This window comes from Amycolatopsis echigonensis, from assembly GCF_002846615.1.
Lineage (GTDB): Bacteria > Actinomycetota > Actinomycetes > Mycobacteriales > Pseudonocardiaceae > Amycolatopsis > Amycolatopsis echigonensis.
This window is the reverse complement of the sequence record NZ_PJMY01000002.1, coordinates 342856-365351: the sequence shown is the minus strand read 5'-3', so window position 1 is coordinate 365351 and position 22496 is coordinate 342856. Positions and strand designations below refer to the sequence as shown.

The window sequence follows — 22496 nt, the reverse complement described above, 5'->3', positions numbered from 1 at the left end:
GGTCCGGCGGCGAGGGGGTTCCGCGCGATCTGTGGACAACCCGCCCCTTGGGGACAGTTCGGCCGTTACGGCCCGAGACGCGGCGGAGTTTGTCGGGGTGCGCGGTCATACTGGCGGGTTTGGCCTGCTGCGCTGGCGATCGAAAAGCGTTCGCGTCCGCTGCAATCGTCCGCTAGATCTGGTAGTCAGCCGTTGAACGGGGGCATGCCGTAGCTGTGGACCACGCCGAACTGACCTTCCGCCCGATCTCTGGGCCGCAAGAACTCGATCTCTTCTGCCAGCTCACCTACGGGCTCGACCACGAACTCGCCGACGACCTCGCCACCGGCCGACGCAGGCCGGAGTGGTTGTGGGTCGCGCTTCGCGGCGGAGAACTCGTCGCCAGGGCCGCGTGGTGGGGGCGGGCTGAGGAACCTGTCCCGTTTCTGCTGGACTTTTTCGATGTCGAGGACGTGACCATCGGCGCGCGGCTGCTCCGGACCGCGACGGCGGAGATTCTGCCCGCGGGCACTCGACCCCCGGTCTACAACCGGATAATTCCCGTTGACTGGCGCGAAAAAGCCGCGACCCGGAGCGTGGTCGAAGACCGGATGGCCGCGCTCGAACAGAACGGTGCTCACCTGCTCGCCGAGCGGCTGCGCTTCGAGTGGCGGCCAGGGATTCCGGTCGCCCCGCCGCGAAACCGGCTGGTCTTCCGGAAGATCCGCGACGAGAACGAGATCCTCGACCTGATGACCCGGGTCCTGAACGGGACCCTCGACGCCCACAGCCGTGACGATCTGACCCGGATGTCCGCTCGTGAAGCGGCAATCCGCCATTACCAGGACGAATTGGCGCACTACCGCAGTCCTCGGGATTGGTGGCGAGTCGCCACTCTGCCCGACGGCACGCCGGTCGGATTCGTCACGCCGGCACGCAATGACTACCACCCGGTCATCGGCTATCTGGCCGTCCTGCCCGAACATCGCGGCAACGGCTACATCGAAGACATTCTCGCCGAGGGCACCCGAATCCTTGCTGCGGAACAGGTTCCTCGTATCCGGGCGGCGACGGACCTCGGCAACGTCCCGATGGCGAACGCGTTCCGGCGCGCCGGGTACGTCAACTTCGAGCGCACGATCACGATGTCCTGGCCGTGATCCGAGTGGAGCCTGGGGAACGCGCGGTCGCCCATGTCGCCGGGTTGGCGGCTGGCGGGCCAGCGGATCCGTCATGACGGGTCACGCTGCATTTCCACCCGGATCGGCTGGTCGACGGGTGCCGATCCTGGAGTGCATGGCGCGGGACGGCCGGTACCGCTCGCAGTTCGAGACCGGCGTCAGCAACGGCGGGCTGACCGCGCATCCGGGCGTAGACCGCTGGCGCTGGGAAAGCCGGTTGTTCGCGGGCGCCTACGACGAGGCCGCACCGGAGCACCGGCCGAAATACGGGTCGCTGAATTTCCGCGGCCGGAAGACAGGCGGCTCGCCGCGGTTCGGTTCGGCGCATCTGCGACTCGCCCGGCACACCATGTCCCGCACCACTTTCACCTATCCCGACAGTTTCTTCGAGCCGACGGCGTTCGGCGTCGAGGATCGACTGTCTGCGCTGGTCGCAGCCGCGGAGGCTGACGACAAAGACTTGCTGGACGACTACATCGAGGCGCAGGTGCACGGAGAGGTGGACCTGGCTCGGGACGTCGAAGCACTCGTACTCGATCCGTCCTATCGAGGAACGGAAATCGAAGCGACGGCCCGGAAACTGGGCAGGGTCGAATGGCACGAAGGGTTCCGGCTCACCACTGGAGAACTGCTTCGGCACCCCGACTACCGCGGACCGAAGTTCACCGCGCTCGGTGCCGAACTGGCCGAGGACGGACATCTCGACCCACGGATACTGGGGAAAGCGGCTGGCCACGGCGAGCAAGCTCTCAAGCGCGTCTGGCACCTGCTCGCGCGGTTCGGCAACCAGGAACTCAGCTAGCGCGCTGCACGACCACGCCGAGCACGCCGGGACCAGTGTGCGCGCCGATGACCGCGCCGATCTCCGACACCACGCATCCCCCGGCGCACCCCGGGATCGCTTCCTCGAGCCGGTTCGCCAATTCGACGGCCCGCTCCGGCGAGGCGAGATGGTGCACCGCCAGCTCGACCGGTCCGGTGCCCGCCGCCTGCACGGACAGCTCGACCAAGCGCCCGATCGCGCGGTTCATCGTGCGCACCTTCTCCAGCGGCAAAATCCGGCCGTCGGACATGTGCAGCACCGGTTTCACCGCCAGCGCGGTGCCGAGCAACGCCGCGGCCGAGCCGATCCTGCCACCGCGACGCAGGTGCTCCAGCGTCTCGACCACGAACAACGTTGACGACCGTTCGGCCGCTTTCGTTGCTGCCGCTTCGACTTCGGCGGGGCTGGCTCCGGAAGCGGCGGCGTCCGCGGCGTGCAGGGCAGCGAAGCCCAGACCCATCGCCGTAGTGCGGGAATCGACGACGCGGACCCGGTCGGAACCGACTTCTTCCGCTGCCAGCACGGCGGCTTCCCACGTGCCGGACAGTTCGCTCGACAGGTGCACCGAGACGACCGCGTCCGCGCCCGCGTCGAGAGCGGCCCGGAATTCGGTGACGAACTCGGCTGGAGTGGGCCGGGAAGTCGTGACGATCTTCCGCTCCCCCAGCGCTTCCGCGAGCGCGGCGGGACCCATTTCGACGCCGTCGAGCGAGCACACGCCTTCCACGAGGACGTGCAGGGGCACCACGCGCACCGAGTGCCGCTCGGCGAAGCCTTCGGGCAGGTGCGCGGTGGAATCCGTGACCACGGCGACCGACACGTCGTCAGCCTACGTTGCCAGGGCCGAGGTGCGGCGCAACGAGCTTCGCCATGGCGGTGCCGACAGCTTCGTGTCCCGCCCATCCCCAGTGCATGCCGTCGGGATTTCCCGCGCCGCTCAAGACATGTTCGCCAACCACGCCGGGCGTGTCGAGCAACGGCACTTCGCATCGCGCGGCCCACGAAGCGATCGCGGCGGCTGCTTCGGCGCGTCCCGTGTGTACGCGCCCGTACGCGTCAGCGCGGTGCACTGAAGGCAGCATTCCGAACACAGGCAACTCAGGCCGCAACGCGCGCAACGCTTCGACGGACTGGTCCAAGTAGCTCACGCTCAGCCGCGCAGGAAGCACGCGAGGACGTCCGCGCATCACGACAGACAGCCGTGGCTGCGCAGCGAGATAGGCACCGCGTACAACGCGACGCACGCCGTCGGGGCGAAGGTAGCGAAGTCCTTGACGCAAGTACGTCGGCAACGGCGACGGCAGTGTGTCCATGTGGCCGACAGCGAGCACGACGGCGTCGACACGGCGCAGATCCGCCCACACGCGCGGGTCGCCGGTGAGCGACCACCACAGGTCGCGCGCGGTCCAGCCGATGCCGGCGACGAGGTCGGCTTTTCCGGACAACGCGTTCGCGGCGACGTTGGGCCACAGACGCGGATCGTCGGCCGCGCAAGGGCCTTCAGGGCCGTGGAAACAGAGTGAATCGCCGAAGACGAGCAGCTGCGGGCTCATCGGGTCAGCCGGTGATGCCCGCGTTGTACGCGTGCAACCGCCACTTCCCGTCGCGGTGGCCGAGGTCGACCCAGTGGCAGTTCATGATCCCGCCGAGCGACGGCCAGACCTCGACCGGAAGGCCGAGCAGCTTGGCGGTCAGCGCGAGGATCAAGCCGCCGTGCGAGGCGAGCAGGACCGACTCCCCGGCGTCGGAGTTCGGCTGCATCAGGTCGTCGACCACCTCGGCGGCGCGTTCGGCCACCTCGACCCGGGACTCGCCGCCCGGCGGGGCCCACGCGGCGTTGGTGCGCCACAGCTCGCGGTCGCCCGGATAGCCCTCGTCGACCTCGGCGCCGGTCAGGCCCTGCCATTCGCCGAGGTGGGTCTCGCGCAGCCGCTTGTCGATCTGCAGCGGCACGCCGATCGCCTCGGTGAGCACGGTCGCGGTGTCGGTGGCGCGGCGCAGGTCGGACGCGATCACCAGCTCCGGCGCGAACCGCGCGAGCGCGGGCACGGCGAAGCGCGCCTGGTTCCATCCGACTGGCGTCAGCGCCGAATCGAGGTGTCCCTGCATGCGGCCGGCGGCGTTGTAGTCCGTCTCGCCGTGCCGCCAGAGCAGCAGCCGCCGCGGGCTCACGCCTCCGGACCGTCCGCGTCGCCGGTGTCGTTCGCGGGAACCGTCGCCAGCCCTTCGACCTCGATCCGCGGGCAGTCCTTCCACAGCCGCTCGAGGCCGTAGAACGAGCGCTCGTCGGCGTGCTGGACGTGGACGACGACGTCGACGTAGTCGAGCAGCACCCAGCGGCCCTCGCGCGCGCCTTCGCGCCGGACCGGCTTGTGCCCCTCGATGCGGAGCTTCTCCTCCACGTTGTCGACGATCGCGCCGACCTGCCGCTCGTTGGCCGCGGACGCGATCACGAACGCGTCGGTGATCACGAGCTGCTCGGACACGTCGAGGACGACCACGTCGGTGGCCAGCTTGTCCGCCGCCGCGTGCGCGGCCGCCACCGCCAGGTCCCGTGCCTCGGACGTCGCTGCCACAGTGCTCCTTCAGATTCGGGGTACGCCCGGACGAGGGTACCCGGTCAGGCCTCGGCGTCCTTGCGGTAGAGGTCCTTCTTGGCGATGTAGCGCACAACGCCGTCGGGCACGAGGTACCAGACCGGCTCGCCGCGCTCGACCCGTTCGCGGCATCCGGTGGACGAGATGGCCATGGCGGTGACCTCGACCAGGCTCACCTTGCCGCTGGGCAGATGGTGCGAATTGAGCCGATAGCCCGGTCGGGTGACGCCGATGAAATGCGCGAAGTCGAACAGCTCGTCGGCCTTGTGCCAGGTGAGGATCTGCTCGAGCGCGTCGGCCCCGGTGATGAAGAACAGCTCGTCGTCCGGGTACTCCTCGTGCAGGTCCCGCAGCGTGTCGACAGTGTAGGTCTGCCCGCCGCGGTCGATGTCGACCCGGCTCACCGAGAAGACCGGGTTGGACGCGGTGGCGATGACCGTCATCAGGTAGCGGTCCTCGGCGCGCGTGACGCGGCGGCCGGACTTCTGCCACGGCTGGCCGGTCGGCACGAAGATGACCTCGTCGAGCGCGAACCGCGACTGGACCTCGCTGGCCGCGACGAGGTGGCCGTGGTGCACGGGGTCGAAGGTGCCGCCCATGACCCCGATCCGGCGTGGTGACATAGCCGGTGAGCCTATACGCGCGGGCACGCGAGGGCTTCCCGTCGCGGCTGCGACCTAGGTTACTGTTGTGACATGAGTCACATAACTCTGCGTTTCCGGCCGGAAACTGTCCGTTCCGGTCCGGGCGGCTCCGGGATTGTCGGGGGCATGGGGTAGACCGGGGGACGTGGACACCACCGATACCACCCCAGCCCTCCGGACCCGCGCGGAGACCCTGCTCCGCGCGCTCGCCGGAGACGACGCCGCCCTCCGAGAGGACCAGTGGACCGCCATCGAGGCACTGGTCGCGCACCACCGGCGCGCGCTCGTCGTGCAGCGCACCGGCTGGGGGAAGTCGGCCGTGTACTTCCTGGCCACCGCGCTGCTGCGGGAACAGGGAGCGGGGCCGACGGTCATCGTGTCGCCGCTGCTCGCCCTGATGCGCAACCAGATCTCCGCCGCCGCCAGGGCGGGGATCCACGCGGCCACCATCAACTCGGCGAACGCGCAGGAGTGGGACCAAGTCCAGGCGTCGGTGGCCGCGGGCGAGGTGGACGTGCTGCTGGTCAGTCCGGAGCGGCTGAACAACCCGGACTTCCGCGACAGCGTGCTGCCGAAGCTCACCGCCAGCGCCGGCCTGCTCGTGGTGGACGAGGCGCACTGCATTTCCGACTGGGGCCACGACTTCCGGCCGGACTACCGGCGGCTGCGCACGCTGCTGGGCGACCTGCCGGAAGGCGTGCCGGTGCTGGCCACCACCGCGACCGCGAACGACCGGGTGGCCACGGACGTCGCCGAGCAGCTCGGCATCGGCGGTGAGACGGACACGCTCGTCCTGCGCGGCCCGCTCGACCGGGAAAGCCTGCGGCTGGCCGTGGCCGAACTCCCCAGCGACGAGGCGCGGCTGGCCTGGCTCGCCGAGCACCTGGCGGAGCTGCCGGGGTCGGGCATCATCTACACGCTCACGGTCGCCGCCGCGCACGACGTCGCGGCGTTGCTGTCCGACCGCGGCTATCCGGTGGCCGCCTACACCGGGAAGACCGATCCGGCCGACCGCCAGGCCGCGGAGGACGACCTGCTGGCCAACCGGGTCAAGGCGCTGGTGGCGACGTCGGCGCTCGGAATGGGATTCGACAAGCCGGACCTCGGGTTCGTGGTGCACCTGGGCGCACCGTCGTCGCCGATCGCCTACTACCAGCAGGTCGGCCGTGCCGGACGCGGCGTCGAGCGGGCCGAGGTGGTGCTGCTGCCCGGACGGGAGGACAAGGCGATCTGGGCGTACTTCGGGTCGCTGGCGTTCCCGGACGAACTGCGCGTCACGCAGGTGCTCAACGCGCTCGCGTACGCCGACCGTCCACTTTCGACAGCCGCGCTCGAGCCGTCGGTCGAGCTTTCCCGGTCGCGGCTGGAGATGGTGCTGAAAGTGCTCGATGTGGACGGTGCGGTGCGCCGGGTGCGCGGCGGCTGGGAAAGCACTGGGCAGCCGTGGGAGTACGACCGGGAGCGGTACGAACGCGTCGGTGTCGCGCGGGCGGCGGAGCAGGAGGCGATGCTCGGGTACATCCGCACGACCGGGTGCCGGATGGAGTATCTGCGGCGGCAGCTGGACGATCCGGAGGCGGTGCCGTGCGGCCGGTGCGACAACTGCACCGGGGAGCACTGGAGCACGGCGGTGTCCGAGGAAGTCACGGGCGCCACGCGGGAACGGCTGGACCGGCCCGGCGTCGAGGTCGCGCCGCGCAAACAGTGGCCGAGCGGGATGAGCGGGCTCGACGTGCCGCTGTCGGGCCGGATCAAAGCGGGCGAACAGGCCGAGCCGGGGCAGGTGCTGGGCCGGCTCACGGACGTGGGCTGGGGCGGACGGCTGCGCGAACTGCTCGGCCCGGGCGCGAAGGACGCGGAGGTCCCCGACTCGGTCTTCGACGCGTGTGTGAAGGTGCTCGCGGGCTGGCAGTGGGCGCAACGTCCGGTGGCCGTGGTGGCGATCCCGTCGGCAACACGGCCGCAACTGGTGGACAGCCTCGCGCTGCGACTCTCGGCGATCGGACGGCTGGACTATCTGGGCGAACTGGCGTCGGCCGGACCGCCGCCCCGGCAGGCGAACAGCGCGCAACGGCTGGCCGATTTGTGGCGGAGGCTGAGCCTGCCGGAGGACGTGGCGGCGAGCGTCGCGCAGTGCCGCGGTCCGGTGCTGCTGGTGGACGACCTGATCGACACCGGCTGGACGATGACCCTGGCGGCGCGGCTGCTGCGCCAGGCCGGCGCGGAGGGGGTGTTGCCGTTCGCGTTGGCGACCACTGCCTGAGGTTGTGCTGGAGCTTGGCGGCTGGGAGGGAGCGGCTGGGGTCGGCAGCTGGTTGGCGGGCGGCCGGTTGGCGGGCGGCCGGTTGGCGGCTGGCGGGCGGGCGGCCGGTTGGTGGTCGCTGCCGTCGGCTGGCGGCTGGTTGGTGGCCGTTGGCGGGCGTCGGCTGATTGGCGGGCGGCCGGTTGGCGGGCACTGGCATCGGCTGGCGGCTGGCTGGCGGCCACTTGGTGGCGGCTGGCTGGCAGTTGCCGCAGCCCAGGCAGACAGGCGAACTGGTCAGGGCTTGTGCACGACGCGCCGTCCAGGCGGGCATGCGACAAGCAGGAGTCGAGGCATGGCGAAGACCGCCGGGGTGAGGCCAATGCTGCTGGGCTGATCCGGTCCGCGACGTGGTCGCTGCGTCGGTGACGGCGCTGCGGGCCCCGCGGGGCGGCGCGCCCGACGCGCGCCCTGGGACTGCGGTCTGCCCTGCGCTCCCGAGGTGACCGCATGTCCGCGGGATGCCGAACGAACGGGGCGGGGCGGGGCGGGGCGGGGCGGGGCGGGGCGGGGCGGGGACGAGTATCGGCCAAGTAGCCCGGCGGACAGCCTTAGCCAGAGCGCCATGCACGGCCACGTCAGCACGCAGTCTCTGCGCGGCAACGCTCGCGTCACCGCGAACTCGGGTAGCGCACACCCGCGCCACCGCTGAACTCGGGTAGCGCACACCCGCGCCACCGCTGATCTCCGGTGGCGCACACCCGCACCACCGCCGATGTCCGATGGCGCACGCCGACGTTGCTTCGCACCGCGACCGCGTGCGGCAAAGGCAATCCCGCGTCACCGGCCGCAGTGGGACATGTGCCAACTGGCATCCTTTGCCGAGATCTACCGATCTCCGGGCATTTCTGGCAAAGTCCCCTTCCGCCCGTGCGGACGTGGACGTGGACGTGTGGAGGTTGCCCGATGGCCGGTTCTACGACCGAAGGCGTCGCTCGGCATCGGTTGCCGGTGCGGAAGTTGTTCGCTGCCAGTGCGGGCAATGCGCTCGAGTGGTTCGACTGGACGATCTACGCGACCTTCAGCATCTACTTCGCCGGCGCGTTCTTCCCTCCTGGCAACGAAACGCTCGCGTTGATCAACACGTTCGCCACCTACGCGCTCGCGTTCTTCTTCCGGCCGCTCGGCGGCGTGCTGCTGGGACGGTTCGCCGACGTGCACGGGCGCAAGCCCGCCATGATCCTCACCATTTCGCTGATGGCGGGCGGGTCGGTCGCGATCGGGGTCCTTCCGACGTTCGCGCAGGTCGGCTGGCTGGCTCCGATTCTCCTGCTGCTCGCCCGGATCGCGCAGGGGCTTTCGCTCGGCGGGGAGGTGTCCAACGCTTCCGCGTACCTCGGCGAGGTCGCGCCCAAGGAGCGGCGCGGTCGCTACTCGTCCTTTTTCTACATCTCCACCGGGTCCGCGGTGCTCATCGCCACCGTGGTCGGGTTCGTGCTCGCCCGCACGATGGACAAGGCGCACCTCACCTCGTTCGGCTGGCGGATTCCGTTCCTGCTCGGCGGGGTGCTCGGGCTCGTCGGGCTGTGGCTGCGACGCAGTCTCGCCGAAACCGAGCTGTACCACGAGAAAAAGGAAACCGCGCGACAGGTGCAGCGGCCGCTGCTCACCACGCTCACCCGGCATCCGAGGGCGGTCAGGCAGCTCATCGGGTTCTCGATGCTCAACACGCTCTGCTACTACACCTTCTTCAGCGCCCTCCCGTCCTTCGCCGTCAAAGGGCGCGGCGCTAACGACGTCGACACGTTCCTCGCGCTTTCCGTCGCGACCGCCCTCTTCGTCGTCCTCCAGTACCCGATGGGCGCTCTCGCCGACCGGTACGGACGGCGGCCGCAGCTGCTCGTCTGGTCCGGCGCGACGGCGCTGGTGATCGTCCCTCTCTCCTACCTCGTGCGACCCGGGCTCGGGAATCTGCTCATCGTGTTCTGCGTCGGCCTCGCGCTCTACACCGCGATGACCTCGCTCGCCCCCGCGATCATGAGTGAGCTCTTCCCCACCGAACTCCGCGGGCTCGGTATCGGCGCTTGGTACAACCTGACCGTGGCCGTGTTCGGCGGGACCGCGCCGCTCGTGCTCAGCGCGCTGTCCGCGGCGGGCGCTGCCACCGCGTTCTTCTGGTACGTCGCCGTCGGGGCGGTCATCGCGTTCTTCGTGATCTTCCGAATGCCCGAAACGAACGGCAGCGAACTGCGGTAAACCCGCTCGCGCGCGGTCGGTAGGCTTCAACGATCGACTACGCGAAGGAGGGACACCGTGCGCAAGCCCGAGGTTAGTGAGGAACTGGCCCGACGCGTGGTGGCCGCGCTCCGCCGCGCGTTCGACGTCGACCTCGATCCGTCGGCGGCGCTCATCGCGGTGTCCACTCGCGACGGTGTCGACTACCAGTGCAACCTGGCGATGAGCCTCGGCAAACGGCTCGGCAAACCACCGCGCGAGGTCGCGGCCGGGATCGTCGAGAACCTGGAATTGGACGGCGTCGCCGACCCGCCCGAGATCGCCGGACCCGGATTCCTGAACTTCGTGCTGCGCCGCGAATGGCTTGAGCAGCGCGTCGCCGAGCAGGTGAAAGACGACCGGCTCGGCGTCGCCGAAACCGAGCAGCCGCGCCGCGTCGCGCTCGACTACAGCAGTCCCAACGTCGCCAAGGAAATGCACGTCGGGCACCTGCGTTCCACGGTGATCGGCGACGCGATCAGCAGGCTGCTGCGTTTCGTCGGACACGAAGTGCTGCCGCACAACCACCTCGGCGACTGGGGCACGCCGTTCGGCATGCTCATCGAGCACCACCTGGACGATCCGTCCGGCGACCGCAGCGACCTGAACGCGTTCTACCAGGCCGCGCGCCGGAAGTTCGACGCCGACGAGGCCTTCGCGACCCGCTCCCGCGAGCGCGTCGTGAAACTCCAGGGCGGCGACCCGGACACGCTCGCCTTCTGGCAGGAACTCGTCGACGAGTCGACAAGGCACTTCAACGCGGCCTACCGCCAGCTCGGCGTCACGCTGACCGACGACGACATCTACGGGGAAAGCTTCTACAACCCGTACCTGGGCGAGGTCGTCGACGAACTCGAAGCCGACGGGCTCACCGAGATCAGCGACGGCGCCGTGTGCGTGTTCCCCGAAGGCTTCGCCAATCGCGAAGGCGACCGGCTCCCGCTGATCGTCCGCAAGCGCGACGGCGGCTACGGCTACGCGGCCACTGACCTCGCCACCATCCGGTACTGGACCGTCGAACGCGGCGCGACCGACCTGCTGTACGTCGTCGGCACCCCGCAGGCGCAGCACTTCGCGATGATCTTCGCGGTGGCCCGCGCGGCCGGGTGGCTCGACGGCGTGCACGCCGAGCACATCGGGTTCGGCTCGATCCTCGGCGCGGACGGCAAGGTGATGCGCACCCGCGCCGGCGAGACGATCAAGCTCGCCAGCCTGCTCGACGAAGCGGTCGCACAGGCCACGGAAATCGTTGCCGAGCGCAGTGAACTCAGCACGGAAGAGCAGCAGGAAGTCGCGCGCGCGGTCGGAATCGGAGCCGTGAAGTACGCCGACCTTTCCAGCGACCGCGAGCGCGACTACGTGTTCGACTGGGACCGCATGCTCGCCAAGGACGGCAACACGTCCGTCTACCTGCAGTACGCGCACGCGCGGATCGAGTCGATCCTCGCCAAGGCCGGCGAGACCGTCGAAAACGCGCCAGTCCTGCTTCAAGAACCGGCGGAACGCGCTCTCGCGCTGACGCTGCTTCGGTTCAGCGAAGCGATCACCGCGGCGACGTCCGCGTACGCGCCGCACAAGCTCTGTACGTACCTGTACGACACGGCGGTCACGTTCTCGCGCTTCTACGAACAGTGTCCGGTGCTGAGCGCGGAAACGCCGGAGCTGCGCGCTTCGCGAGTACAGCTGGCCACGCTCACGTCGCGCACGCTCGTCCAGGGACTGGCGCTGCTCGGCATCGAGGCCCCGCGCCGCCTCTAATTCACCGTCCGATGTGGACGAGCGCCATCAAGGTATCGGCGACCTCGTCCACTGCTTTCCCCCGCGCGGCGGACGGCAGTTCACCGCACCACGTCGGCGCCTGGCTCATCGCGGCATGCATGCACTGCAGCACGGTGTCGACGCTGGTGACGGTGAACTCGCCGCTCGCCAAGCCTTCTTCGATCAGCGCCCGGAAAAGCGCGTCGTGGCGACGGCGGAGTTCCTTGATGCGTTCGCGTTGCGCGCTCGGCCATTCGCGCGGCATCAGGAACAGCCGCAGCGCCGCCGGATAGTCGTTGACCGCGATCGTGACGTGCTCGTGGATCAACGCGCGCAGCCGGACTTCCGGCGTGCCTTCGGTGCGGTCGAGCAACTCCTCCAGCCGGGCCGTCCACTCGTCGCCGAGTGTTTCGATCGCCGCCGTGCCCAGCTCGTCCTTGCTGGAGAAGTAGTAGTACAGCGAGCCCTTGGTGACGTCGAGGCGCTCGGCGACGTGCTCCAGGCTCACCGCGTCGTAGCCGCGTTCGCCGAACAGTTCGGCCGCTGCCGTCAGGATCTCCTGGATCCGCTTGCCCCGTTTGCGCTGCATGCGCTCGGACGGCGGCTTCACCGCGCCCATCCCGCTCCTCCCGGTTTTCCGCTGTCCCGAAAGCCTACCGGTTGACTATGCGTTCAACTTTTGACTCTAGGGTCAAATTTTGTCACCGTGGTCAGACGACAGACGGGAGCGGACGATGGAGTTCGAGGACATCCGGTACGAGATCGACGGCCCGGCCGCCGTTGTCACCATCGATCGGCCGGAGCGCTACAACGCCTTCCGCGGGCGGACGGTCGACGAGCTGATCAAGGCGTTCCGCGCGGCGTGGGCGGACAAGCACGTGCAGGCGGTGATCCTCACCGGCGCCGGCGAGAAGGCGTTCTGCACCGGCGGCGACGTCAAACAGCGCGCGGAGACCGGCGACTACGGTCCCACCGAGAGCGGCATGTTCGAGATCGGCAACCTGCACAAGCTCATCCGGGACATCCCGAAGCCGGTGATCGCCGCGGTCAACGGCGTCGCGATCGGCGGCGGCCACGTGCTGCACGTCCTGTGCGACGTCACGATCGCCAGCGAGACCGCGCGGTTCGGCCAGGCCGGTCCTCGGGTCGGATCGTTCGACGCCGGGTTCGGTTCGGCCTATCTCGCGCGGGTCGTCGGCGAGAAGAAGGCGCGCGAGATCTGGTTTTTCTGCCGCCAGTACGACGCGGCCGAGGCCGAACGGATGGGTCTGGTCAACGCAGTCGTCCCGCCGGGCGAGTTGCTCAAGACCGCCAAGGCGTGGGCCGATGACACTGCCGCCCTGAGCCCGACCGCGCTGCGTTTCCTCAAGCAATCCTTCAACGCCGACACCGACCACCAGGCCGGACTGTCCAATTTGGCCATGTCCGCGCTCGACCTCTTCACCGCCTCGCCCGAGGGCCTGGAGGGTGCGCAAGCGTTTGCGGAGAAGCGCAAGCCGGACTTCGTCTCGCACGTGAACTGGCACTGACCATGGATTTCTCGTTCACCGACGACGAGGACGCCTACCGGCACGAACTGCGCCGGTTCGCCAGGAAAGTCCTTGCGCCGCATTACCAATCCGATGACAAGGCGGCGAAGTTGCGGCCCCAGCTCGTCGCGGACCTGGCATCGATGGGCCTGACCGGCCTGCGCATCCCGGAACGGCACGGCGGCCAGGAGGCCAGTGCGGTCGTCGCCGGGATGGCGGCCGAGGAGGTCGCGCGCGGCGACTTCAACGCGGCCTATCTCCTCATCGTCAGCGCGCTGGTCAGCGACATCCTCACCCGCAACGCGACCGAGGAGCAGCAGGCCGCGTGGTTGCCGCCGATCGCGTCCGGCGAGGTCGTGCCCGCGTTCTGCATCACCGAACCCGGGCACGGCACCGACGCCGCGAAGCTCGAGATGAAGGCCGAACCGGACGGCGACGGCTGGCTGCTCACCGGCGAGAAAACGTCGATCACGCTGGGCATGTCCGCGGACGTCGCGCTCGTGCTCGCCCGCACCGGCGGCCCCGGCGCCCGCGGCGTCAGCGCGTTCTGGGTCGAACTGGACGACACCCATGTCTCGCGGGCGGCGTTCGACGATCTCGGCAGCCGGGCGATCGGCCGGGCCTCGCTGCACTTCGACGGGCTGCCGGTCCCCCGGGAAGCGTTGGTGGGCGGCGAAGGGCAAGGGTTCGTCTCCGTGATGCAAGGCTTCGACTACTCGCGCGCGATCATCGGCCTCGCTTGCCTCGGCGCGGCCCAGGTTTCTCTCGACGAGGCGCTGCAGTGGTCCCGCGACCGCGAGGCGTTCGGCAGTCCGATCGGGACTTTCCAGGGCGTCGCGTTCCCCCTCGCCGAGCAGGCGACCTACCTGCGCGGAGCCCGGCACGTTTGTTACGAAGCCTTGTGGCGCAAGGACAACGGCGTCGAGCACAGCACTGAAGCAGCGATGGCGAAGTTCTGGGCGCCGAAGCTCGCCGCCGAGACCATCCACCAGTGCCTGCTGACGTTCGGGCACCTCGGGTACTCCAGCGAAAGCCCGGTCGGGCAGCGGCTGCGCGACGTGATCGGCCTGGAAATCGGCGACGGCACCGCGCAGGTGTCGAAGCTCGTCATCGCGCGCAACCTGCTCGGCCGCGCGTACGCCCCTTGAGGAGGCATTGTGCTGAAAGACAAAATCATCATCGTGACCGGCGCCGGTCAGGGCATCGGCCGCGGCATCGCCGAGAAACTGGCCGCCGAGGGCGCGACCGTCGTGGTCAGCGACATCAACGAGACCACCGCGAAGGAAACCGCGGCCGCGATCGGCGGGCTGGGCGCGAAAACCGACGTCACCTCCGCCGAATCCGTCGCCAGCGCAGTCGAGCAGGTCCGCTCGCAATTCGGCCGGATCGACGTGCTGGTCAACAACGCCGGATGGGACAAGGCCGGTCCGTTCGTGGAGTCCGATCGCGCCGATTGGGACCGCGTCGTCCAGATCAACCTCTACGGCGTGCTCAACACCTGCCGCGAGGTGCTGCCGGTGATGGTCGAGCAGGGCTTCGGGTCCGTGGTCAACATCGCGTCCGACGCGGGCCGGGTCGGTTCGTCGGGCGAGGCGGTGTACTCCGCGGCGAAGGGCGGCATCATCGCGTTCACGAAGTCGATCGCCCGGGAATTGGCGCGCAGCACGGTGAACGCCAACGTCGTCTGTCCCGGGCCCGCGGACACCGAATTGTTCGCCTCGCTCGGCGGCGACAATCCGAAGCTGCGCGAAGCGCTGACGAAAGCCATCCCGTTCCGGAGGCTCGCGCAGCCGTCGGACATCGCGAATGTGGTCGCCTTCCTGGCCTCCGACGAGGCCGCCTACGTCACCGGCCAGACCGTCAGCGTCAGCGGCGGCCTCACCATGAGCTGACCCGGAGCCCGCCATGCCGTTCGCGACGATCCTCACCGACGAGACGATCGAAGCCCACACCCGCGCCGGGTACTGGGGCAACCGCACCATCACCAACTGCCTGGACGACGCCGCGGCGGCCACGCCGGACAAGACCGCATTCGTCGATTCGCGGCGCGGCATCACCTTCGGCCAGCTCAAACAGGAGGTCGACCGCTGCGCGCTCGGGCTGCTGGAGCTGGGCGTCCGCCCGGGCGACGTCGTGTCGTTCCAGCTGCCGAACTGGATCGAGTGGATCGTCGTGCACTACGCGGCGAGCCGGATCGGCGCGGTCAGCAATCCGCTCATCCCGATCTACCGGGACCGCGAGGTCGGCTTCATGGTGGCGCTCGCGAAGTCGAAAGTCCTGGTGGTGCCGCGGGAATTCCGCGGTTTCGACTATCCGGCGATGGCGGAGCGGCTCCGTCCGCAGTGGCCGGAACTGGAGCACGTGCTCGTGGTCGGGTCGTCCTGGGACGAGTTCGCCGCGACACCGTGGGAAGAGCGGCGGGAACTGCCGTCGTGGCGGCCTGATCCCAACGACGTCACGCTGCTGATCTTCACCTCCGGCACCACCGGCGAGCCTAAGGGCGTGATGCACACGCACAACACCGCCATCGCCGCGAACAACCCGCTCCCCGCCCGGCTCGGCATCACCTCCGAGAGCGTCCTGCACATGGCCTCGACGCTCGCGCATCTCACCGGGTTTCTTTACGGTGCGAGGCTCGGCGTGCAGAACGGCGCGACCTGCGTGCTGCAGGACGTGTGGGACGCCGCCCGGTTCGTGGAGCTGGTCGCCGAGCACGGCATCACCTACACCTCCGCGGCGACGCCGTTCCTGCACGACCTGGTGTCCGCGCCGAACCTCGCCGAGCACGACCTCAGTTCCCTGCGACGGTTTTGCTGCATGGGCGCGCCGATCCCCCGGGCGCTCGTGCGGCAGGCACGACGGAAACTTCCCGGTCTCGTCGTGCTCGGCGGCTGGGGGCAGACCGAGGACGCGCTGGTCACGCTCGGCATCCCGGGCGATCCGGACGACAAGCTGATCGACACCGACGGCTACCCGTGGCCCGGCATGCGAATCCGGGTCGTCGACGCGGACGGGACCGAGCTGCCGCCGGGCGCCGAGGGCCGGCTGCAGGTCGCCGGGCCGTTCCTGTTCGTCGGCTACGCGGAACGGCTCGACCTGGCGCGGGAGAGCTTCACCGGCGAGTGGTTCGACACCGGCGACCTCGCGACCATCGACGCGGACGGCTACCTCCGCATCGCCGGCCGCACCAAGGACGTGATCATCCGCGGCGGAGAGAACATCCCGGTCGCGTACGTGGAGAACGTCCTTTACGAACACCCGGACGTCGAAGCGGCCGCCGTGGTCGCGATTCCCGATCCGCGGCTGCAGGAACGCGCGTGCGCCTGCCTCGTGCTCAACCCCGGCGCGCACTTGGATCTGGAGCAGCTGCGCGGCTTTCTCGCCGAGAAGGGCGTCGCGAAGCAGTACTGGCCAGAGCGCGTGGAACTGTTCCCGGAACTCCCCCGGACCGCCAGCGGCAAAATCCAGAAGTTCCAGCTCCGGGCACTGGTGGAAAAGCACAGCGGGACCGGTCCCCGGCCGGTTCAGTAGCTTCGGGCACGAGAGAGGGGAGAATCTCGTGTCCCGCAATGATCCCGACTACGCCCGCGCCTTGGCGCTGGTCGAGGAGGCCCTGTCCCGGCTGCGCGGCCCGATCCGGCGGGAACGACGGCGGCTGCGCTGGGAACAGTGGCGCAGGCGTCCGTACTACCGCTTCGAACCGGACGGCAAGAAACCGCAGCTCGTGCACCTCGCCGGACTCCGCGTCACTCCGCTGTGGACGGCCGTCGGCACCGGGGTGTCCGACGTCGACGTGCGTTATCCGGTGACCGCGCGCCGCCGGTTCACGATCGGATGGCGCTGGCTCGTGCGGCACGACTACGACGAGTTCCGGGTGCCGATCTCGCTGGTCGCCGACGCCAGCGGCCAGGCCGTGCTGGTCGCGCCGGGCGGCCGGACCTACGCCGCGGACGAAACCGGCTGGCAGACCCTGGCCGCTCTCCTGTACACGGAATACGCCATGCCGCCGGGCGGGCGCTGGTACGGCGCGGGCTGACGTCAGCCTCGCAGCTTCCGCCGCAGCGAGAGGCCCGCGCCCACCACGGCCATCGACGCACGCGTCGCCCCGCGGCTGAATCGGCTCTCGGTCACGAACTGCTCGGCGCTGCGCAACGAACCACGCACTTGCGGGTACGCGTACTTCCGCATCTGCCGCTCGTAGTCGGCGACCGCAGCGGTTACGTCGCCGCCGCGAGAAAGATTGCGGCACAACACTTGCGCGTCGCGCAGGGCGATGTTCGCGCCGATGCCGCGGAACGGCGTCATGCTGTGCACTGCGTCGCCGAGCAGGGTGACCGGGCCGGTCTCCCACTCGCGGACCGGCACCGACGTGCGGATCGGCAGCATGCTCACCGTGCCGTCCGGCGAATCCCGGACCAGGCGGCTGAACGCCGGATGCCAGTCGCGGATCCGGTCCAGCATCAGCGAACGAAGCGCGGGAGCGTCCAATTCGGCGAGGTCAGCGGGGAAATGCCCGGCCTTCGCGCCGTAGGACCACATCACGTAGCTCGCGGTGTTGTCGAACAGCACTGGGTCGACGGTCGCGGTCTCGTCGTTGACCGATGCCGCCGGAAACTCGTGCGGCGCGGTGAACATCCCGCAGCCCGGCGGGGGCAGCACGAGCGTCGGGGCCGTCGCCAGTTGTCGCGGGAGCTGCGCGCGGGACTCTTCGGTCAACGGGAATTTGCCGATGATGGTACGGATTCCGGTGTCCACTCGCTTCGCGTGCGGCAGCAGCTGCGCGCGGACCCGCGAACTCGCGCCGTCCGCGCCGACGACCAGGTCCGCCTCGGCGGTGGTGCCGTCGGCGAAGTGCAGGCCGACGCCTTTGGCATCGGTCTCGTAGCGGACGAATTCCTTGTCGTGCCACAGGATTCCGTCCAGTCCGGACGACAGCGCCTGGTGCATCGAAATCCGGCTGACCGAGTGATGCGCGGCGGCTGGGTCGGCGCTGGACGGAGGGTCGAAGACCGCCAGCTCGCGCATCTTCTCGGTGACGAAGCCGAACGTGCCCTCGCTGACCCCGGTGGCGGCCAGGAACTGCTCCCACGCCGCCGTCGGGAGGCACTCGTGCAGTGCGGCGGAGCCCATCGGCGCGATGTGCACGCGGTAGCCCTGCAGGCGCTCGGTCCTCGTGCGGCTGCGCTCGTACACCGCCACCTCGAACCCGGCCCGCGACAAGCCGTGTGCCAGGCACAACCCGCCGGTGCCGCCGCCTACTACCGCCACCTTGATCTTCTTCATGGTCATTCCCCTCTCGGTCGCCTACCATAATCATCCTCACGGATGATTGTGTCAACCATCAGGATGATTAATGCGTCGGTTAGGCTGCCGAGGTGTCCGAGACCACCCCGCGCCGCGCGCCGCGCCCCGGTGAGCGTCAGCGCGATCCCGAACGCACGAAGGCCCGCATTTTCGAGGCGGCGAAGGCCGAGTTCGGCAGCAAGGGGTACGCGGCCGCGCGGGTCAGCGACATCGCGCAGCGCGCGGGCGTGAACAAGCAGCTGATCTCGTACTACTTCGGCGGCAAGGAAGGCCTGTACGCGGAGGTCGCGAGCGAACCGTTCTCCGGGTTCGCCGCGATGACCACGGCGGACCGGCCGCTCGCGGACGTGGTCGCGGATTTCGCCCGGAGCGGGCTCTCCGATCAGGACCAGGCGCGGCTGTTCCTGCGGGAGAACATGGCCGAGGGCACCGCGAGCAAGGCGGGCGCGGAATCGCAGCGCGAGTTCCTGCGGGGACAGCTCGAGTACATGCGGGCCCGGCAGGAAGCGGGCGACTTCCCGTCCGACGTGGACCCGAAGACGTTGCTGCTGATGCTGATGGCGGCGGCGAGCGCGCCGACGTCGCTCCCCCGGATCGCGGAAGCGCTCACCGGGGAGGATCCGTCGTCAGAGTCCTTTGTGGAGTACTACGCGGAGCAGCTCGCCCGCGTGGCCCGGCATCTCTCGGGGTCTTAGCGGCGCAGCGGAACGAGGTCGTCCGCGTGCACGACCTCCCGGCGATGCTCCACCGGAACCTCATGGCTCGACCGGCCGATCAACGCGGGCAACTCCCCCGCGTCGAACCCGACCACCCCGCGCGCCACCGGGACGTCCGCCGCATCCACCAGATCGACCACATCGCCGGCCTCGAAATCCCCCTCCAGCCCGGTGATCCCGGCCGCCAGCAGCGATCGGCGGCGCAGGATCGCCCGCACCGCGCCGTCGTCGAGGCGGAGGCGGCCGGAGGTGTCGGCGGCGTACCCGAGCCAGAACCGGCGGGCGGACAGGCGCGTGTCCGCGGCCGCGAAGGCGGTGCCGACGTTCGCGTCGCGCAACGCGTCCCCGGCGTCCGCGGCGGCGGCCAGGAGCACCGGGATTCCGGCCCCGGCCGCGGTGCGCGCGGCGGAAAGCTTCGAGACCATCCCGCCGGTGCCGAGACCCGAGGACGACATCCCGACCGCGATGCCCTCCACATCGGACTCGCCGCGCACTTCGGTGATCTTGCGGGTCGCGCCGTCGCGCGGGTCGCCGTCGTACAGACCGTCCACATCGGACAGCAGGACCAGCGCGTCGGCGCCGACGAGGTGCGCCACGAGCGCGGCGAGCCGGTCGTTGTCGCCGAAGCGGATCTCTTGCGTGGCAACGGTGTCGTTCTCGTTCACGACCGGCACCGCGCCGAGCGCGAGCAGCCGGGAGAACGTGCGCTGCGCGTTGCGGTAGTGCGCGCGGCGGACGACATCGTCCGAGGTGAGCAGCACCTGGCCGACCGTGAGGGAGTAGCGGCCGAACGATTCCGCGTACGCGTGCGCCAGCGCGAGCTGTCCGACACTCGCCGCGGCCTGCTGGGTAGCCAGGTCACGCGGACGCTTGCCCAGCTTCAACGGCGCGAGCCCGGCACCGATCGCGCCCGACGACACGAGCACGATCTGCGCGTCGCGAGCAACGCGGTCCGCGATCGCGTCGACCAGAGCGTCGAGGCGAGCTACGTCGAGCCCGTCCCCCGCGGTGGTCAGCGCCGAGGAACCGACCTTCACGACGAGCCGGCGCGCCTGCGCGATCTCCTGGCGCGTGCCGCTCACCGGTCGCGCTCCGCCTGCTCCTCGTCCTCCCACACGTCGTCCAGTTCAGCCTCGACGGACGGGGTCTCCTCGTCGATCGGCTCGTCCTCTTCGCCGGTGCCGTCGCGGCGGATCCGGCGGGCTTCCTTGCGCTCGGCCGCGCCGACGCGGTCGTTGCGCTCCAGCCGGACGTCCGTGCCGCGGCCGGACAGATGCACCGCGACGCCCGGCGTGGACGGCTGCCATTCGAACTGGATGTCGCCGATGGTGACCGGGCTGCCCGGGCGGGCGCCGTTCTTCGCCAGCGCTTCCTCGACGCCGAGCCGGTTGAGCCGGTCCGCGAGGTAGCCGACGGCCTCGTCGTTGGCGAAGTTCGTCTGCCGGATCCACCGCTCCGGGCGCGAACCGCGGACGATGAACCCGCCTTCCTCGTCCGGATCGGGCTCGACCGAGAACCCGCTGTCGTCGATCGCGAGCGGGTGCAGCACGATCTTCTCCGGCTCCAGCACCGGCTGCGCCTCGCGGTAGGCCTCGACGACCTCCGCCAGCGCGAAGGTCAGCTCCTTCAGGCCCTTGCGCGACGCGGTGGACACCTCGAACACGCGCAGCCCGCGAGCCTCCAGGTCGGGGCGCACGAACTCGGCCAGCTCGGCCGCTTCCGGGATGTCGATCTTGTTCAGCACCACCACGCGCGGGCGTTCCTCGAGCTTGCCGCCCAGCCCCGGCGTGTAGCGGGCCAGCTCCTGCTCGAGAGCGTCCACATCGGACAGCGGGTCGCGGCCGGGCTCCAGCGTCGCGCAGTCGACCACGTGCACCAGCACGGCGCAGCGTTCGATGTGGCGCAGGAAGTCCAGGCCGAGGCCGCGGCCCTCGGACGCGCCCGGGATCAGGCCCGGCACGTCGGCCATGGTGAACACGGACGAACCGGCGGTGATCACGCCGAGGTTCGGCACGAGCGTGGTGAACGGGTAGTCGGCGATCTTCGGCTTCGCCGCGGACAGCACGGAGATCAGCGACGACTTGCCCGCCGACGGGAAGCCGAGCAGGCCGACGTCCGCGACCGAACGCAGCTCCAGCACGAGGTTGCGGCTTTCGCCGGGCTCGCCGAGCAGCGCGAAGCCGGGCGCCTTGCGGGCCTTCGACGCGAGCGCGGCGTTGCCGAGGCCGCCGCGTCCGCCCTGTGCGGCGATGAACCGGGTGCCGGGGGTGGTGAGGTCGGCGACGAGTTCGCCGTCCTCGGTGAACACGACGGTGCCCGGTGGGACCTTCATCTCCAGTCCCTCGCCGGCGGCGCCGTTGCGGTTGCTGCCCATGCCCATTTTGCCGTTGCCGGCGCGGGCGTGCGGGCGGAAATGGAAGTCGAGGAGGGTGTGCACGTTGGCGTCGACGACGAGGGTGACGTCCCCGCCGTTGCCGCCGTTGCCGCCGTCCGGGCCGCCGAGCGGCTTGAACTTCTCGCGGTGCACCGAGGCACAGCCGTTTCCCCCGTCCCCGGCGGTCAGATGGATGACCGCGCGGTCCACGAACCGGGACGCCATGGGCTTGCCTCACTTCACGTGCGAAAAAGTATCCGGACAAAAACAAACGAGGGGTGGTGCCGGAGTTATTCCGGTCCCACCCCTCGCTTGGAGGTTCTGACGCTGCCGAGACCGAAGATCAGGCCTCGACTGGCACGATGTTGACCGTCTTGCGGCCGCGCTTCGAGCCGAACTCGACCGCACCGGCGGCGAGCGCGAACAGCGTGTCGTCGCCGCCACGGCCGACGTTCACGCCGGGGTGGAACTTGGTGCCCCGCTGGCGGATCAGGATCTCGCCCGCGTTCACCTCCTGGCCGCCGAAGCGCTTCACGCCCAGTCGCTGGGCGTTCGAATCACGACCGTTGCGGGAGCTGGACGCACCCTTCTTGTGAGCCATCGCTCAAGCCCCTTCTGGAAAAGTTTCTGTTGCGAAGATCCGGAGAACTACTTGGAGATGCCGGTGACCTCGACGCGGGTCAGCTTCTGCCGGTGGCCCTGGCGCTTGTGGTAGCCGGTCTTGTTCTTGAACTTGTGGATCCGGATCTTCGGACCCTTGGTCTGCTCGACGACCTTGCCGGTGACCGAGACCTTCGCCAACGCGTCGGCGTCCGTGGTGACCTCGCCACCGTCCACGAACAGCACGGCGGGGAAGGTGTGCTCGGTGCCCGGCTCGCCCTCGAGCTTCTCGACCTCGACGACGTCGCCAACGGCAACCTTGTACTGCTTGCCGCCGGTCTTGACGATCGCGTACGCCGACACGGAAGTCTCCTGCATTACTCGACAATGGGTTAGGGGGCTGGCGCGGCCGGCCCGCCGGGAGGCGGTCCAGGTGCTCGCGCAGCGGCTCATGCTTGCGATGAGCCGTACTACA

At 69.6% G+C, this 22496-nt stretch carries 22 protein-coding genes; 11 read left to right on the top strand and 11 right to left on the bottom strand.

All coding sequences use genetic code 11. The features are described 5' to 3' along the window. The first annotated feature begins 215 nt into the window (after positions 1-215). The gene (locus tag ATK30_RS03330) at positions 216-1139 is read left to right on the top strand and encodes a GNAT family N-acetyltransferase (protein ID WP_101434254.1); all 924 of its coding nucleotides are present in this window, start codon (positions 216-218) and stop codon (positions 1137-1139) included. A gap of 136 nt (positions 1140-1275) precedes the next feature. Further along, complete coding sequence (locus tag ATK30_RS03325) at positions 1276-1962, top strand: DUF3626 domain-containing protein (protein ID WP_101434253.1); 687 nt, start codon at positions 1276-1278, stop codon at positions 1960-1962. Here ATK30_RS03325 and ATK30_RS03320 read toward each other — a convergent pair. From ATK30_RS03320 to nadD, 5 genes are read right to left on the bottom strand one after another with little or no spacing between them, the layout of a single operon-like run. Continuing rightward, a complete protein-coding gene (locus ATK30_RS03320; protein ID WP_101434252.1) occupies positions 1955-2803 on the bottom strand; it encodes a DegV family protein in 849 nt (282 codons plus the stop codon). The genes ATK30_RS03325 and ATK30_RS03320 overlap by 8 nt on opposite strands. Positions 2804-2807: 4 nt before the next feature. Then, positions 2808-3536 (bottom strand): diglucosylglycerate octanoyltransferase, encoded by a 729-nt coding sequence (octT, locus tag ATK30_RS03315; RefSeq protein WP_101434251.1) that lies wholly within the window; start codon positions 3534-3536, stop codon positions 2808-2810. A 4-nt stretch (positions 3537-3540) separates the two neighbouring features. After that, positions 3541-4155, bottom strand: coding sequence for a histidine phosphatase family protein (locus ATK30_RS03310; protein ID WP_101434250.1), 615 nt, complete (start codon positions 4153-4155; stop codon positions 3541-3543). Next, entirely contained in the window at positions 4152-4559 is a 408-nt protein-coding gene (gene rsfS / locus ATK30_RS03305) for a ribosome silencing factor (RefSeq protein WP_101434249.1), read from the bottom strand. The genes ATK30_RS03310 and rsfS overlap by 4 nt, the downstream gene beginning before the upstream one ends. A 44-nt stretch (positions 4560-4603) precedes the next feature. Then, positions 4604-5203 (bottom strand): nicotinate-nucleotide adenylyltransferase, encoded by a 600-nt coding sequence (gene nadD / locus ATK30_RS03300; protein ID WP_078560899.1) that lies wholly within the window; start codon positions 5201-5203, stop codon positions 4604-4606. 166 nt (positions 5204-5369) lie between these two features. Between nadD and ATK30_RS03295 the strand changes: the two genes are divergently transcribed. The 3 genes from ATK30_RS03295 to argS all read left to right on the top strand — a co-directional run bounded on the left by ATK30_RS03295 (position 5370) and on the right by argS (position 11498). Continuing rightward, positions 5370-7487 (top strand): RecQ family ATP-dependent DNA helicase, encoded by a 2118-nt coding sequence (locus ATK30_RS03295; RefSeq protein WP_101434248.1) that lies wholly within the window; start codon positions 5370-5372, stop codon positions 7485-7487. Positions 7488-8432: 945 nt separating this feature from the next. Next, on the top strand, positions 8433-9722 hold the full coding sequence (locus tag ATK30_RS03290; RefSeq protein ID WP_101434247.1) for an MFS transporter: 1290 nt from the start codon (positions 8433-8435) through the stop codon (positions 9720-9722). 57 nt (positions 9723-9779) lie between these two features. Beyond that, positions 9780-11498: an arginine--tRNA ligase gene (gene argS, locus ATK30_RS03285; RefSeq protein ID WP_101434246.1), complete on the top strand. Its 1719-nt coding sequence runs from the start codon at positions 9780-9782 to the stop codon at positions 11496-11498. Between the two features lies 1 nt (position 11499). Here argS and ATK30_RS03280 read toward each other — a convergent pair whose 3' ends face one another. Next, a complete protein-coding gene (locus ATK30_RS03280) occupies positions 11500-12117 on the bottom strand; it encodes a TetR/AcrR family transcriptional regulator (protein ID WP_101434245.1) in 618 nt (205 codons plus the stop codon). Between the two features lie 115 nt (positions 12118-12232). Between ATK30_RS03280 and ATK30_RS03275 the strand changes: the two genes are divergently transcribed. The 5 genes from ATK30_RS03275 to ATK30_RS03255 are packed head-to-tail and all read left to right on the top strand — an operon-like array spanning position 12233 to position 17063. Beyond that, positions 12233-13027 carry an enoyl-CoA hydratase-related protein gene (locus ATK30_RS03275; protein WP_101434244.1) on the top strand — a complete coding sequence of 265 codons (795 nt, stop codon included), beginning with the start codon at positions 12233-12235 and terminating at the stop codon, positions 13025-13027. A 2-nt stretch (positions 13028-13029) separates the two neighbouring features. Beyond that, a complete protein-coding gene (locus tag ATK30_RS03270) occupies positions 13030-14175 on the top strand; it encodes an acyl-CoA dehydrogenase family protein (protein ID WP_101434243.1) in 1146 nt (381 codons plus the stop codon). A 9-nt stretch (positions 14176-14184) separates the two neighbouring features. Beyond that, positions 14185-14919: an SDR family NAD(P)-dependent oxidoreductase gene (locus tag ATK30_RS03265; RefSeq protein WP_101434242.1), complete on the top strand. Its 735-nt coding sequence runs from the start codon at positions 14185-14187 to the stop codon at positions 14917-14919. A 13-nt stretch (positions 14920-14932) separates the two neighbouring features. Next, entirely contained in the window at positions 14933-16558 is a 1626-nt protein-coding gene (locus tag ATK30_RS03260; protein ID WP_101434241.1) for an AMP-binding protein, read from the top strand. Positions 16559-16586: 28 nt separating this feature from the next. Beyond that, positions 16587-17063, top strand: coding sequence for a hypothetical protein (locus ATK30_RS03255; RefSeq protein ID WP_101434240.1), 477 nt, complete (start codon positions 16587-16589; stop codon positions 17061-17063). Positions 17064-17065: 2 nt separating this feature from the next. On the opposite strand, the gene ATK30_RS03250 is transcribed toward ATK30_RS03255, so the two are convergent. After that, positions 17066-18310 (bottom strand): FAD-dependent oxidoreductase, encoded by a 1245-nt coding sequence (locus tag ATK30_RS03250; RefSeq protein ID WP_101434444.1) that lies wholly within the window; start codon positions 18308-18310, stop codon positions 17066-17068. A 92-nt stretch (positions 18311-18402) separates the two neighbouring features. Here ATK30_RS03250 and ATK30_RS03245 point away from each other — a divergent pair, with 92 nt between their 5' ends. Beyond that, on the top strand, positions 18403-19026 hold the full coding sequence (locus ATK30_RS03245) for a TetR/AcrR family transcriptional regulator (protein WP_101434239.1): 624 nt from the start codon (positions 18403-18405) through the stop codon (positions 19024-19026). Here ATK30_RS03245 and proB read toward each other — a convergent pair. From proB to rplU, 4 genes are all read right to left on the bottom strand, one after another. Then, positions 19023-20129, bottom strand: a complete 1107-nt coding sequence (proB, locus tag ATK30_RS03240; RefSeq protein WP_101434238.1) for a glutamate 5-kinase — start codon at positions 20127-20129, stop codon at positions 19023-19025. The two genes, ATK30_RS03245 and proB, sit on opposite strands and share 4 nt — an antisense overlap. Beyond that, entirely contained in the window at positions 20126-21646 is a 1521-nt protein-coding gene (gene obgE / locus ATK30_RS03235; RefSeq protein WP_101434237.1) for a GTPase ObgE, read from the bottom strand. The genes proB and obgE overlap by 4 nt, the downstream gene beginning before the upstream one ends. A 118-nt stretch (positions 21647-21764) precedes the next feature. Beyond that, positions 21765-22022 (bottom strand): 50S ribosomal protein L27, encoded by a 258-nt coding sequence (rpmA, locus tag ATK30_RS03230; protein ID WP_009081082.1) that lies wholly within the window; start codon positions 22020-22022, stop codon positions 21765-21767. Positions 22023-22069: 47 nt separating this feature from the next. Continuing rightward, positions 22070-22384 (bottom strand): 50S ribosomal protein L21, encoded by a 315-nt coding sequence (rplU, locus tag ATK30_RS03225; protein WP_009081084.1) that lies wholly within the window; start codon positions 22382-22384, stop codon positions 22070-22072. Positions 22385-22496 lie beyond the last annotated feature (112 nt).